The organism is Mycolicibacterium arenosum, assembly GCF_024320865.1.
Taxonomy (GTDB): Bacteria; Actinomycetota; Actinomycetes; order Mycobacteriales; family Mycobacteriaceae; genus Mycobacterium; species Mycobacterium arenosum.
Genome location: NZ_JANDBD010000004.1, coordinates 538288 through 552215, shown reverse-complemented (window position 1 = coordinate 552215; position 13928 = coordinate 538288). Strand labels below are relative to the sequence as shown.

At 69.3% G+C, this 13928-nt stretch carries 14 protein-coding genes; 6 read left to right on the top strand and 8 right to left on the bottom strand.

The features are described from left to right. Window positions 1-68: 68 nt before the first annotated feature. From hemE to NM203_RS12795, 4 genes are all read left to right on the top strand, one after another. Window positions 69-1118, top strand: a complete 1050-nt coding sequence (gene hemE, locus NM203_RS12810) for a uroporphyrinogen decarboxylase (RefSeq protein WP_255060432.1) — start codon at window positions 69-71, stop codon at window positions 1116-1118. Then, a complete protein-coding gene (locus NM203_RS12805; RefSeq protein ID WP_255060299.1) occupies window positions 1115-2470 on the top strand; it encodes a protoporphyrinogen oxidase in 1356 nt (451 codons plus the stop codon). The genes hemE and NM203_RS12805 overlap by 4 nt, the downstream gene beginning before the upstream one ends. A 4-nt stretch (window positions 2471-2474) precedes the next feature. Continuing rightward, window positions 2475-3167, top strand: a complete 693-nt coding sequence (gene hemQ / locus NM203_RS12800; protein WP_255060298.1) for a hydrogen peroxide-dependent heme synthase — start codon at window positions 2475-2477, stop codon at window positions 3165-3167. A 113-nt stretch (window positions 3168-3280) separates the two neighbouring features. Beyond that, on the top strand, window positions 3281-5593 hold the full coding sequence (locus tag NM203_RS12795) for a putative bifunctional diguanylate cyclase/phosphodiesterase (RefSeq protein ID WP_255060297.1): 2313 nt from the start codon (window positions 3281-3283) through the stop codon (window positions 5591-5593). Here NM203_RS12795 and msrB read toward each other — a convergent pair. The 4 genes from msrB to NM203_RS12775 all read right to left on the bottom strand — a co-directional run bounded on the left by msrB (window position 5568) and on the right by NM203_RS12775 (window position 9709). Beyond that, a complete protein-coding gene (gene msrB, locus NM203_RS12790; RefSeq protein WP_255060296.1) occupies window positions 5568-5984 on the bottom strand; it encodes a peptide-methionine (R)-S-oxide reductase MsrB in 417 nt (138 codons plus the stop codon). The two genes, NM203_RS12795 and msrB, sit on opposite strands and share 26 nt — an antisense overlap. Continuing rightward, complete coding sequence (gene aftC / locus NM203_RS12785; RefSeq protein WP_303624589.1) at window positions 5981-7255, bottom strand: arabinofuranan 3-O-arabinosyltransferase; 1275 nt, start codon at window positions 7253-7255, stop codon at window positions 5981-5983. Before aftC ends, msrB begins: the two co-directional genes overlap by 4 nt. 32 nt (window positions 7256-7287) lie before the next feature. Continuing rightward, a complete protein-coding gene (locus NM203_RS12780; protein ID WP_255060294.1) occupies window positions 7288-8856 on the bottom strand; it encodes an alpha/beta hydrolase in 1569 nt (522 codons plus the stop codon). 64 nt (window positions 8857-8920) lie between these two features. Continuing rightward, a complete protein-coding gene (locus NM203_RS12775; RefSeq protein ID WP_255060293.1) occupies window positions 8921-9709 on the bottom strand; it encodes a pyrimidine reductase family protein in 789 nt (262 codons plus the stop codon). A 25-nt stretch (window positions 9710-9734) separates the two neighbouring features. Between NM203_RS12775 and zapE the strand changes: the two genes are divergently transcribed. Further along, on the top strand, window positions 9735-10781 hold the full coding sequence (zapE, locus tag NM203_RS12770) for a cell division protein ZapE (protein WP_255060292.1): 1047 nt from the start codon (window positions 9735-9737) through the stop codon (window positions 10779-10781). A 32-nt stretch (window positions 10782-10813) separates the two neighbouring features. After that, window positions 10814-11578 carry an FkbM family methyltransferase gene (locus tag NM203_RS12765; RefSeq protein ID WP_255060291.1) on the top strand — a complete coding sequence of 255 codons (765 nt, stop codon included), beginning with the start codon at window positions 10814-10816 and terminating at the stop codon, window positions 11576-11578. Here the strand turns inward: NM203_RS12765 and NM203_RS12760 are convergent. The 4 genes from NM203_RS12760 to NM203_RS12745 form a co-directional block, all read right to left on the bottom strand. After that, a complete protein-coding gene (locus tag NM203_RS12760) occupies window positions 11548-12084 on the bottom strand; it encodes a GNAT family N-acetyltransferase (RefSeq protein ID WP_255060290.1) in 537 nt (178 codons plus the stop codon). The two genes, NM203_RS12765 and NM203_RS12760, sit on opposite strands and share 31 nt — an antisense overlap. Before the next feature lie 3 nt (window positions 12085-12087). Beyond that, complete coding sequence (locus NM203_RS12755; protein ID WP_255060289.1) at window positions 12088-12609, bottom strand: hypothetical protein; 522 nt, start codon at window positions 12607-12609, stop codon at window positions 12088-12090. A 74-nt stretch (window positions 12610-12683) separates the two neighbouring features. After that, window positions 12684-13106, bottom strand: coding sequence for a PPOX class F420-dependent oxidoreductase (locus NM203_RS12750; RefSeq protein ID WP_255060287.1), 423 nt, complete (start codon window positions 13104-13106; stop codon window positions 12684-12686). 29 nt (window positions 13107-13135) lie between these two features. After that, on the bottom strand, window positions 13136-13849 hold the full coding sequence (locus NM203_RS12745) for a Clp protease N-terminal domain-containing protein (RefSeq protein ID WP_255060286.1): 714 nt from the start codon (window positions 13847-13849) through the stop codon (window positions 13136-13138). Window positions 13850-13928: the final 79 nt, after the last annotated feature.

Genomic DNA, 13928 nt, shown 5'->3' with positions numbered 1-13928 from the left:
TTATCAGACGGTGCTCAGATGAGTCCGAGCGACGGCGCCGAGCAGGTCGCATGGCAGCATGGAGAGCGATGAGCACCCGTCGTGACCTGCCCTCCTCGCCGTATCTCGCCGCGGCCCGCGGCCGCCAGCCCGACCGCGTTCCCGTGTGGTTCATGCGCCAGGCCGGGCGCTCGCTGCCGGAGTACCGCGCGCTGCGCGCAAACCACGGCATGCTGGACGCCTGCTTCACCCCGGACCTGGTGTGCGAGATCACCATGCAGCCCGTCCGCAGGCACGGTGTCGACGCGGCGATCCTGTTCTCCGACATCGTGGTACCGCTGCGGGCGTCGGGCATCGACCTCGACATCGTGCCCGACGTGGGCCCGGTCATCGCCCAGCCCGTCCGGACGAAATCCGACGTCGACGCGATGAAACCGCTCGACCCGGAGAACGTCGCGCCCGTCGCCGCCGCCGTCGAACTGCTCGTCGCCGAACTCGGCGACGTGCCGCTGATCGGATTCGCGGGGGCGCCGTTCACCCTCGCGTCCTATTTGGTGGAGGGCGGGCCGAGCCGCAACCACGAACGGACCAAGGCGATGATGTTCGCCGAGCCCGAGACGTGGCACGCCCTGATGTCCGTGCTGACCGACATCACCATCGGTTTCCTGCGCGCACAGCTGGACAGCGGCGTCGACGCGATCCAGCTGTTCGACTCGTGGGCGGGCACGCTGTCGCTGGCCGACTACCGCAGCCACGTGCTGCCGCACAGCACAAGGGTGTTCGACACGCTGGCCGGCGACGGAGTGCCGATGACGCACTTCGGGGTGGGCACCGCCGAACTGCTCGGCGCCATGGGAGAGGCGGGCGCGACGGTCGTCGGCGTCGACTGGCGCACCGCGCTCGCCGACGCGGCTACCAGGGTCGGACCGGGTAAGGCACTGCAGGGCAACCTCGATCCGGTGGTGCTGCTGGCGGGTTGGCCCGCCGTCGAGCGCGCGGTGCGGGCGGTCGTCGCCGACGGCCGCCGCGCCATCGCCGCGGGAGCTGCGGGGCACGTCTTCAATCTCGGCCACGGTGTGCTGCCCGCGACCGATCCGGGCATCGTCACCGACGCGGTCACCCTGGCGCACTCGCTGTGACTGCGCGCTATTGCGTTGTCGGCGGCGGGATTTCGGGCCTCGTCGCCGCCTACCGGTTGCGGGTCACCGCGGGCCCCGACGCGTCGATCACGGTGTTCGACCCCGCCGACCGGCTGGGGGGAGTGCTGCGTACGGAGCAGATCGGCAACCAGCCCGTCGATGTCGGTGCCGAGGCGTTCGTCGCCCGCAGGCCCGAGGTACCCGCGCTGCTCGCCGAGCTCGGTCTCGGTGCGCGCCAGGTCGGCACCACCGGGGTGCGCCCGCTGATCTACAGCGAAGGTCGGCTGCACCCGATGCCGCAGGGCACCCTGCAGGGCATCCCAGCGCACGCGGAGTCGATGACCGGGCTCGTCGACGCCGCCGTCGAGGCGCGCATCGCCGACGAACCCGCGCGGCCCTTCGCCTGGCGACCCGGCGCGGACCCGTCGGTGGCCGACGTCGTCGGTGACCGGTTCGGCGACCAGGTGGTGGCGCGGTCGGTCGACCCTCTGCTGGCCGGGGTGTACGCCGGTTCGGCCGCCACCATCGGGCTGCGGTCGGCGGTGCCGACGCTCGCCGCGGCCCTGGACAGCGGCGCGCCCAACCTCACCGAGGCGGTGCGACGTGCCCTGCCCCCACCGCTGACGGGGTCGGTGTTCGGTGCGATCAGCGGCGGTTATCGGGTGGTCATCGACGAACTCGTCGCCCGCGCACGGGTGCGGTGGGCCCAGGTCGCCGTCGACCGTGTCGAGCGCGAAGCCGACGGGTGGAGGCTCATCGACGACGAGGGCACCGATTGGAACGCCGACGCCGTGGTGCTCGCGGTGCCCGCCCCGCGGCTGGCGCCGATGGTCGAGGCGGTGGCGCCGCGCACGGCCGCCGCGGCGCGCCGCATCGCGGTCGCGTCGTCGGCGCTGGTGGTGCTGGCACTGCCGGGTGGTACCCCGCTGCCCGCGCAGTCCGGGGTACTGGCCGCGAGCGGAGAGCGGTTGCACGCCAAGGCGATGACGCTGACGTCGCGCAAGTGGGGGCCGCGGGGCAACGTCGAACTGGTGCGGCTGTCGTTCGGCAGGTTCGGCGACGATCTCGCCCGCCGGGTCGGCGACGAGGAGCTGCTCGAGTGGGCCTCCGACGACCTGGCGACGGTGTTCGGGATCACCGCGGATCCGGTGGACTGTCGCGTTCAGCGGTGGCTCGACGCGCTGCCGCAGTACGGGCCGGGACACCAGGGCGTGGTCGCCGAACTGCGCGCCGGACTGCCGGCCACCCTGGCCGTGGCGGGCGGCTTCCTGGACGGTATCGGCGTGCCCGCGTGCGTGGCGTCGGGCAATCGAGCGGCGGCGCAGGTGAGCATCGCGAGCGTGGCACGATAGCGGTATGGCCAAGCTCGATTACGACGCGCTGAACTCGATGACCCGCTACATGATGTTGTCGGTGTTCGCCGTTCAGCCGGAGGCGCTCGGTGACGATCGCGCCGCGGTCGCCGACGACACCGCGACGTTCCTCAAGCAGCAGGAGGAGAACGGCGTCGTCGTCCGGGGGGTGTACGACGTCGCAGGTTTCCGGGCCGACGCCGACTTCATGATCTGGACCCACGCCGAGCGCGTCGAGGATCTGCAGGCGACGTACCGGGCGTTTCGAAGGACCTCGCTCGGGGTGGTCAGCGACCCGGTGTGGAGTGTCGTCGCGCTGCATCGCCCCGCCGAGTTCAACAAGAGCCACGTGCCCGCGTTCATCGCAGGGGAGGAGCCCGGCGACTACGTGTGCGTGTACCCGTTCGTGCGCTCGCTCGACTGGTATCTGCTGCCCGACGACGAGCGACGCAAGATGCTGGTCGAGCACGGCATGGCCGGCCGGGAGTACCCGGACGTGCGGGCCAACACGGTGCCGGCCTTCGCGCTGGGCGACTACGAGTGGATTCTGGCCTTTGAGGGTCCCGACCTCGGCCGCATCGTCGAGTTGATGTGGAAGCTGCGCTACACGGATGCTCGCCGCCATGTCCGCGAGGAGACGCCGTTCTTCACCGGGCCCCGCGTCGGCGTCGAGGACCTCATCGCCGCGCTGCCCTGATTGCACGGAGTTGCTGGCCGGCTGTGGATTGGCGACTTAGGTAGCCCTTAGCGGCTCTGTGCTGCAACCCGACAAATGAGACTTTCAGTACGAAACTTCGCTACGTTCTCTGTATGCGGAGCTCTTCCCTCACGGCGTGCGGCGCGACTGCCGTCGCGGTCGCCGTCTCCGTGTGGATCGGCACCGGTTTGGGTGGCACGGCGACGGTGAACGCGGTCTCCAACTACGGCAGCCTGGCCGCGGCGGTGTTCGCCACCCTGTCCACCGCGGCGGCCGCTCGACGGTCGGCGGGCCGTCGGCGAGCGGCGTGGACGATGCTCGCGATCGCCGTCGGCGGGTGGGCGCTCGGAACCGCGATGTGGATCTACTACGACACGGTTCTGCACGTCGCACCCTTCCCCTCGCCGGCGGACTTCGCCTACCTGGTGTTCCCGGTTGCCGCGAGTATCGGGCTCGCCCTGTTCCCCACCGGGTACACCGGCCACTCGCCGAGCCGGCTGGCGATCGACGCCTTCATCATCGCCGCTGCGCTGTTCCAGATCTCGTGGGTGACGGTGCTGCAACCGGTGTACGAGGCCGGCGGCTCCGGCCGGTTCGCCATGGGGCTGTCGATCGCCTACCCGGTGGGCGACGTCGTGGTCATCATGGTCGCACTGCTGGTACTGGCGCGTGCGCGCACCGGTCATCGGCGCACGCTCGCCCTCCTGACCACGGGCGCGATCCTCATGGCCGTGTCGGACAGCGTGTTCGTCTACCTCACCGCCCGGAACGCCTTCGACACCGCGTCGGTAGCGGATATCGGGTGGGTGCTGGCTCTGCTCTGCATCGGACTCGCCGGACTGTCCCACGGCGGTGAGGTGGGGGTCGCTCGCCTGCGACCGCCGTCGCGGGCGGCGCTCAGCCTGCCCTACCTGCCGACCGCGGTGGCTGTCGCCGTGTGCGCGCCCGTCTGTTTCAGGACTCCCGGCATGGGTGGGCTCTTCGTGTCGTCGGTGCTTCTGGTCGTCGCGGTCATGGCCCGTCAGTTCTTCGTCGTGCGCGAGAACCGCGCGCTCCTGGAGATCGTCGCCGATCAGGCGATGCGGGACCCGTTGACGGGCCTTGCGAACCGCGCACTGTTCAACGACAGGCTGGCGCACGCCATGCAGTTGCACCAGCGCGACCGGCAGGCCGCTGCGGTGTTGTCCCTCGACCTGGACGACTTCAAGCTCGTCAACGACAACCTCGGCCATCCCGCGGGTGACGTGCTGCTGAAACTGGTCGCCGAGCGGATTCAGAGTTGCGTGCGGCCGGGAGATACGGTGGCGCGGCTGGGCGGCGACGAGTTCGCGGTACTGATGGAGGGCAGCACGGAGCACGCCAGGGTGGTGGCGCATCGGGTGATCAGCGCATTCGACGAGACGTTCGCCGTCGACGGCCACGGTCTGCTCCTGCGCCCCAGTGTGGGCCTGGCGTTGGCGTCACCAGACGACCTGGGTCTGACGGCCGACGAACTGCTGAAACACGCTGACGTGGCCATGTATTCGGCGAAGAAGTCGCGAACCGGCGGCGTGCACACCTTCGACGCCGAACTCCACGGTCTCGGCCACGGCGATCCTGCCGGGCTGATCGAGGCCATCGGCGCGCGTCGCAGCGGCGCGACCGCGGTGGAACTGCTCGGACAGGTGCGCCACGCGATCGACCATGACGGACTTAGCGTGGTCTACCAACCCAAGTTCGACCTCGCGGACGGACGCGTCGTGGGCGTCGAGGCGCTGGTCCGCTGGCCCCATCCCGAACGCGGGTTGCTCGGACCCGACGAGTTCCTGCCACTGGTGCGCGAACACGGCCTGACGCGGGCGTTGACCGACTTCGTGCTGGCGCGGGCGCTCGACGACGTATGTGGCTGGCGGCGAAGGGGTTTCGATGTTCCGGTCGCGGTCAACGTCTTCGCCCCCTCGCTGTCTGATCTCGCGCTGCCCGACCGGATCCTCGGAGAGCTTCACGACCGCACGCTGAGTCCCGCGGTGTTGACGATCGAGATCACCGAGGACCTGCTGCTCGACGACTTGGAGCGCGCCAGCGCAGTGCTCGCCGCCCTGCGTTGGCACGGGGTACGGGTGGCCATCGACGATTTCGGCAGTGGCTACTCCGCCCTCCGTTACCTCGGCGAGTTGCCAATCGACGAGGTGAAGCTCGACAGGGGGTTCATCGCGCCGATCCTCGACGATCGGCGAGCGGCGGCCATCGTCCGCGCGGTGGTCGACCTCGCGCACGTGCTGGGGGTGACGACGGTGGCCGAGGGTGTGGAGAACGAGGCCACGGCGATCCGCCTACGCGAGTACGGCTGCGAGGTGGCGCAGGGCTTCCACTTCAGCAGGCCGATCCCGGCGGCCGAGGTCGGTGATCTGCTGGCGACGGCTAGTGCTGCGCGGGCACCAGCTTAAGTGAGATCGAGTTGATGCAGTAGCGCTGATCGGTCGGCGTGGGATACCCCTCGCCCTCGAAGACGTGGCCGAGGTGACTGTGGCAGCTCGCGCAGATCACCTCGACACGGTGCATGCCCAGGGAGTCGTCCGACTTCAGGATCACCGCGTCCGAGTCCGCGGGATCGAAGAACGACGGCCAGCCGCAATGGGATTCGAACTTCTCGGTGCTGCGGAACAACTCGGCGCCACACGCCCGGCACTCGTAGACACCCTCGGTCGTGGTGTCGGTGTACTCACCGATCCCCGGCCGTTCGGTGCCCGCCTGCCGCAGCACGGCGAACTCGGCCGGAGTGAGCTTCTTACGCCACTCGTCGTCCGTCAGTTGCACCTTGGGAGCGGGGGTACTCATGCCTTCACGCTATCGCGCGCATCGGTGTCCGTCATCCACGGCGGATCGATGCCCCGGTCGAGTCGATTCTCGGCCTTGGCGTCGAGGTAGCGGAAATACAGCACGCAGAACACCACGATGAGCATCAGGCACCAGCCGTACGTGATCTTCATGTACTCCAGGTAGCGGCCGGTCGTCGGCCAGTGCCCGAGCAGCCAGCGGTCCATCGTCATGAAGCCGTAGATCGCCAGCCACGCGGGCCAGTTCCGGAGCACCGAGTTGCGCAGCACCACCGTCATCAGGAAGGGGAACAGCATCATCGAGTAGTAGCCCTGGCCCAGCGCCGTCACCAGGAACGTGGCGATCAGCAGCACACCCGAGGACGTCAGCATCCAGAACAGCGGGTCGCGCTGCCGGTAGTACCTGTACAGCAGCCACAGGCTCGCGACGGCCAGCAGCCCGAACCCGATGCGCAGCACGAGGATCAACCACGGCGGCAGCCCGTAGTAGATGCCGTTGCCCTGGATCGAGCTGTTGAAGTAGTCCCGCACCGAGAGGATGTACGGAACGGTGTTCTTCACGAAGTTCCACGGGTCGCTCACCAGCATCCAGCCGACGGCGTTGAACACCGCGGGTACCGCGACGGCGGGGACGAGCGCGCGCCATTGACGATTCAGCAGCGGCAGCAGCAGCAGCGGCGCGAGCGACGGTTTGACGACGAGCGTCAGGCCGATCGCGGCGCCCGCCAACCATTCGCACCCCTTGCGTCCGTCCAGCAGCCACCGGAAGAACAGCACCTCCGCCAACAGGATGCAGCCGTTGATGTTCGTGAAGACCAGGGTGCTGGTGACGCTCTCGGTGCAGAACATCGCCAGCAGTACGGCGGGCAGCGCAACCGACGTCCACGCGTAGCCGAACAGCTTCACCAGCAGGAGGGCGGCGATGACGACGGCGATCGTGTTGAAGGTGATGAACCAGTAGCGCGACGCGTCGACCGGCAGATAGCCGAAGGGGGCCAGCAGCAGGGTGCCGCCGGGTGGATACAGGTAGTGCGGGTCGACGTGGTCGAAGTGCTCGTTGTAGATGTCCAGGCCGAGCTTGAAGTTCACGACCGCACGGTAAACGGGCCCGAAGTCGTCGGTGATGTAGCCGTTCGTCGCCAGCACGTATCCGCGATGGATGATCGACAGGATCGCGACCGGCCAGAGCACCGAACGCAGCACCGTCGCGGTGCTCGGTGCCGAGGTGCGGGGCCGGAACGGGCTCAGCAGGGAGTCGGGAAGCGCCACCAGCGAAACCTACACTGACCGGCCGGAGCCGGTGCCTAGGCCGGGCAGTACGTGTCGGTCTCGGGAAGCTCGCCGGAGGACAGATAGCTCACGACGGGAGCCACGGCACACTGGGTGTACACCGAGGCGCCGTGTCCGACGCCCTGCCAGATGACGCGTCGGCTCGGGGCGCCGGAGTTGATCACGGTCGCGGCGACCGCGGCCACGCCCTCGTTGCCGACGATCGGGTCGTTCTGCACGCCGAGCAGCAGCACCGGGGTCTTGAGGTCGTTGGGGTCCCCCGGCTGCTTACCGCTGGGCCAGTTCAGGCAGTTGACCAGGCTGAGCGCTGCCACCGTGCCGAACTGCGGGTAGACCTTGCCCCACTCGACGACGAGTTCACGGACGCGGTCGGGGGTCGGCCGATTGAGCGCGTCGCTGCAGGAGTTGACGAACTGCCCGTCGGTGAGCCGCAGCGACTCGGTGCGATTGACGAGCGCGTTGATCGGGCCGGCGTCTCCGGAGCGGGCGGCTGCGAGCACGCCGGCGAGGCCGTTGGTGGCCGCGGTGCGGTCGCCGACGGGGTAGGCCAGCGACGTAACGATCGCATTGGCCAGCGTGGCGACCGATACCCCGCCGGGGCCACGGTCGTCGCGGGCGGCGGACAGCAGGTCGGCGACCGCGCCCTTCGGATCGGGGCCCAGTGGGCAGGCCAGGGCCACGCACTGCGCGGCGAACGCGTCGAGCGCGGCTTGCTGGCCCTTCACTCGCTGGTCGGCGGCGGCCTCCGCCGCGACGCCGAGCGGCAGCGGGGAGTCCAACACCAGCCGTGCGACCTTGTTCGGATGCGACCCGGCGTAGGCGAGCGCCACCTGCGCGCCGTTGCCGATGCCGAGGAGCGCCAGGGCCGGGACGTCCCATGTGCTGCGCAGCTTCTCGAGGTCCTCGGCGGCGTGGGCGTTGTCGTAGGCGGAGTCGCCGGGCGCGATGGTGTCGGTGCAATTGGTGGTGGCGGTCTGGACGATCGCGCTGAGGTTGGCCACGGGGTCGTCACCCGACTCGAACTGCGCCTGGTCCATCATCTCCTGGCGCTCGAACGAGTCGCGGCAGTCGAGGTCGCCTGACAGCCCGATGCCGCGGCGGTCGACGGCGACGATGGGGTTGGTCTTCAGGATGTCGCCGCCGGTGCGGCTGAGCCATACCGGAAGTTGGGCCGACGACGGCAGGTCCGTGCCGGTGGTCATGACGAGTGGCGCCGCGTCGCGCGGGGTTCCGGTCGAGGTGGCGCGCACGACACCGATGCTGATCGTGCCCGTCGCCCCGTTGAGGGAGTCGAGGTCGGCGTCGTAGCTCGCGCAGTCCAGGTTGACGCCGGTCACCGGGCTGACGGCGGCCTGGGAGAACACCCTGGACGTGCAGTCCTGCCACTGCAACTCGTTCTTGGGGGCCTCCAGTGGAGGAGGGCCGGCCTGCTGCGCCGACGTCTGCGGCTGACCCTGCGGGGAGTTACCCGAGTCGGTGGCGAAGTTCGGGTTGGCGGCGAGCCCCGGCGCGCAGCCGGCGACGACGACGGACGCGACCACGGACACGACCAGGGTCCGGGGTAGCTGACGGTGCCAACGCATGCTGACCACAGTACTGAGTGGGTCGGTGTGTTCCGGCGGGCAGGAGCGAAGCGACCGGGGAGTGTTACCGAACGTAGCGCGTGTAGAGGTAGCCCTCGCCGTCGGTGAGGATGTGGCTGCGCCGCATGCGGTTGTGCGCTTCGCCGCTCCCGGTGGCGATGCGGCGCGCCGAACCGCCGACGAGGATCGGCGCGATGGTCACGCAGAGCTCGTCGAGCAGGTCGCGTTCGATGAACAGGCCGAGCAGCGACGGCCCGCCTTCGGTCAGCACGCGTCGCAGTCCGCGAGCCTCCAGCGCGTCGAGGACGGCTGCGGGGTCCACGCGATCGTTCTGCGGACCGGACGCGTCGACGACGTCGGCTACCGTGCCGAACCGGCTGCGGGCGTCCTCGACGTTGTCGTGGCTGGTGAGGATCAACGGCGGAACCTCGGTGCGGGTGAACAGCTTGGCGTCGTGTTCGAAGTCGGCGCCGTGCGTGATGACGGCGATCGGCGGAACCTCGGCCTGGCCACGCGCCTGCCGTTCCTGGCGCTGTGCGAGCGACATCTGCGCGCCGGAGTAGTTCTCGATGCGCACCGTGGACGCGCCGACCAGGATCACGTCCGCCTCCTGGCGCATCCTGGCGAACACCGCTCTGTCACCGGGACCGGCGAGGCCACCGGAGCTGCCGTCGTCGGTGGCGCCGCCGTCGATGCTGGCGATCATGTTGGCCCGGACATAGGGGCGGGTCAGCCCGGCGGGGTAGGCGTAGAGCTCCGCCAACCGGGTGTCGTCGTCGAGGTCGAAACCGGAGCCGACGGGGCCCAGTTCTGTGAGCTCGGTCGCAGCGTCGGCATCGGGCACGGGGTCCATTGCAACACGTCGATACAGTTCCACCATGTCTGGGGCTGGCGATGTCGCACATCTGACGGATCGGCATCCGAGCGTGACTCCGGAACGGCTCGTCGCCGGGTTGATCCCACCGCCGACGTTCGCGTCGGTCGAGTTCGACACGTACCGGCCGGATCCCGGCGAGCCGACGCAGGCCGCCGCGGTGACCGCGTGCCGGGAGTTCTGCGACCTCGCGGTGCAGCGGCGTGCGGGGAAGAAGAAGCTGTTCGGGAAACGCGAGGTGCTGCCGGGTGTCGGCATCTATCTGGACGGTGGTTTCGGCGTCGGCAAGACGCACCTGCTGGCGTCGATCTACTACGACATCGGAGGGGGCTCGGAGGTCGAGAAGGCGTTCGCGACGTTCGGTGAGCTCACGCAGTTGGCGGGTGTCTTCGGCTTCCAGGAGTGCATCGAACTGCTCGCCGAGTACGTCGTGGTGTGCATCGACGAGTTCGAACTGGACGATCCCGGCAACACCACGCTGATCTCGCGGCTGCTGTCCGCGCTCGTCGACCGCGGGGTGTCCATCGCCGCCACGTCGAACACGCTGCCCGAACAGCTCGGCGAGGGCCGGTTCGCCGCGCAGGACTTCCTCCGCGAGATCAACACGCTCGCAGGCATTTTCACGACCATCCGGATCGAGGGGCCCGACTATCGGCACCGCGACCTGCCGCCCGCGCCGGAGCCGCCGACCGATGACGAGGTGGGGGCGCGCGCGGCCGAGGTGGCCGGCGCCACGCTCGACGAGTTCGACGCGCTGTGCCGGCACCTCGCGACGATGCACCCGTCGCGGTATCCGGCGTTGATCGAGGGGGTCACCGCCGTGTTCATCACCGGCGTGCACCGCATCGACGATCAGAGCGTCGCGCTGCGCCTGGTGTCGCTGACCGACCGGCTGTACGACGCGGGTATTCCGGTAGTGGCGTCCGGCGCGAAGCTCGACACGGTCTTCAGCGAGGAGATGCTCGCAGGCGGATTCCGCAAGAAATACCTACGCGCCACATCGCGGCTTCTGGCGCTGAGCCATGCGGGTCGAGGTACGGGCGGGGGATAGGCTGGCTGCGCGCTACGGCCCGAGGAGGGGGAATGGCACCAGCGATCGCACAGCTCGGCGGACTTCGCCGCACGCTCGTCGTCGGGGGTCTTCGCGGGCTGGCCCGCACGACGCCGTGGCTGGAGAGCGAACTCGTCGGCGTCGCCCAGGTCGTCCCGCGCGGCGGCGTCTGCCTGGACATCGGCGCGGCGGCGGGGTTCTACACCGCCGAGATGGCCCGGCTCGTCGGCGGGGGTGGTGTGGTGCACAGCTTCGAGCCGCTGCGGTTCGCCCACGCGACGACGTCGCGGGTGCTGGGTCTGCGTAGCGGCTCCAACGTCGTGCGGCACAGCCTGGCGCTCGGCGATACGGGTGACGAGGTCGTCATGAGCGTGCCGCTGCGCCGCGGAATCCCCGTGACGGGGCGGTCGTTCGTCACGCGCAACGCGTCGGGTCTGGGCTCCAACGCCGAGTTCGACGAGCATCTGCGGGTGGTGGTGGACGGTGACACGGTCGACCAGTTCTGTGAGCGTGCGGGTCTCGTCCGGATCGACTTCGTGAAGATCGACGTCGAGGGTGCCGAACTGCACGTGCTGCGCGGCGGCGAGGCGACCATCGAGCGGCTGCGGCCCGCGGTGATGGTGGAAGTGGAGGACCGTCACCTCGAGCGCTTCGACACCCACTCGTCTCAGATCGCGGAGTGGTTCACGACGCGCGGATACCGGATGTCTGTGTGGCACAACGGGTTATGGCGCGACGTGGACGCAGTGACGCTGGAGTTCCGCAACTACCTGTTCAGCCCGCGCACCATCACGTAATCCTGTTCGAGTCCCTCGCCGAGCCGGAACGTCTTCGTGCCGGTCACCGCGAAGCCGTGTTTGGCGTAGAACCTCTGGGCGCGTTGGTTCTGCTGATTGACGCCCAGCCACGTGCAGACCGCACCCATGCTGCCGCAGCGGTCGAGGGTCGCGGCCATCAGCGCGGCGGAGACCCCGGCGCCGTGCGCATCGGGCAGCACGTAGCACTTGGACAGTTCGACCGCGGGCCGCTCGGGCACCGCGCGCTGAACGTCGGCGTCGTCGACGACGCCGCGAATCAGCATGGCATAGCCCAGTATTCGGCTCTCGTCGCGTGCCGACAGCACGACTCGGTTCCGGTCGGCGAGGTAGTCCGCGAATCGCTCGCGGGACAGGTGCGCGGCGATGAACGCCGCCACGTCAGCGGCGGACGCCGACGGCGGGCAGGCGAGCGGGAACGTGCGCGCTGCGACGTCGGCGAGTTCGTCGAGGTCGAATTCGGTTGCGGTGCTGACGCTGACGCTCATGCGTCAGGGCAGCGGAGTTCCCGGCTGCCAGATGTTCCACTGCGCCAGGTGCGTTCCCGTTTGGGGGTTGATCAGGACCACGTTGGTGACCAGTGCGCGGTACACCTGCCAGTAGACGGCGCCGCTGACCGTGGCACCCGGCGGTGCGTTCTGCAGCGCTGTCGACAGGGCGTCGGCGGCGTCGGTGTTCTTCGGCTGGTACGCGTCGGCGTACGGGGTGACGCCGTTGAATGCCCACTGCACGGACGTGATGAACGGGTTGGGCGCCGAGATCACGCGCACGGTGACGTTGGCTTTCCACGGCCCGCCCTCGTTGCGCCAGCGCGGCGAGCCGGTGGGGACGTAGCCAGGGGGAGGGGCGGTCGGCACGACGTCGTGCACGGTGACGTCGGCGACGACGCCCTTGAAGTCGACGCGCAGCGTCTCGCCGATGTTGCCGATCGGCGCGTCCGCGGCGAACGCCGACGGTGCGACCGTTCCGGCGACGACCGCCAACACGGCCACCAGGGACATCAACCAACGCATCGGCGTCCTCCTTTGCTGTCCCCGCATCTTGTCACACGCGGCAGCGGCGCTCGGGAGGTTCGGGGCTCGCCGGGTTACGACGCCCAGGGGCCGTACCCGCCGACCTTCTCGATGCGGATGCGGGTCAGCAGTCCGGGCGGCGAGTCCGGCGGCGGGAAGTGCTCGCTCGAACCGAGCATGACCTCGGCGAGGTCGGTGAGCAGTTCCGGTGCGCCGCCCTCGACGACGCGCGCGGTCCCCGCGATCGACAGGTAGGGCGTCTGCTGATTCGGGGCGTCCTTCGCCACGATCGTCAACGCGACGCGCGGGTCGCGGCGCACGTTGCGCGTCTTCAGGTATTCGGCGAGGTGCGCGCTGACGAGTTCGTCGCCGTCCGGAGTGGATTCGACTGCCACCCACACCAGCGACACCTGCGGGCTGCCGTCGGCGTTGATGGTTACCAGCGTCGCGTCTGCGCCGGCGCCGATGAACGCGCGGGCGGAATCGTCGAGTTTCATGTCACGTACCTACCGCGGCGCGGCGGTTTTCATTCCCCGGTCGGCGAACTCATCGAACTGAGCAGCACGACGAGGTCGGTCTCGACCTTCGCCTTGTCGACTCCGAGGTGGCGGAGGACGTCGCCCTGGTCGTCGGCCTCGAGCAGGGCGAGCAGCACGTGTTCGGTGCCGATGTAGTTGTGGCCCAGGCGAAGTGCCTCGCGGAAGGTGAGCTCGAGCGCTTTCTTGGCCTTCGCGTTGAATGGGATCAGGTCGAGTTCCTCGCCTTGTTCGGCGGGCAGTTCGGCGGCGGCGCGAATCGCGTCGGGCTCGACGCCCTGCGCCTTCAGGAGCGGGACCGCCAGGCCCTCGGGATCGGCGATCAGGCCGAGCAGCAGGTGCACGGGCGCGATCTCCTGATTGCGGGCCTCACGGGCGATCCGCTGCGAGGCGACGATCGCGGCGCGGGCCCGCGGGGTGAAGCGGGCGAAGCCCTCGTTTGGATCCATCGGCTCGGTGTCGGCTTTCGGGACGAAGCGCTTCTGCGCCGCCTGCTTGGTGACGCCCATGCACTTGCCGATGTCGGTCCACGACGCTCCGGAGCGCCGAGCCTGGTCGACGAAGTGGCCGATCAGGTGGTCGGCGACGTCGCCGAGGTGCTCCGCCGCCAGCACCGCGTCGGTGAGCTGCTCGAGCGGCTCGTCGTGCACCTTCTTGATGCTGGTGATGAGGGTGTCGAGGCTGACGGTGTACGGGGTGGTCATGCGTCAACCCTAGGTTGACGCTACTCCGTTCGTCAACCACGAGTTGACGCCCATCCCCCGCGAACGTTGGTTACCGCCA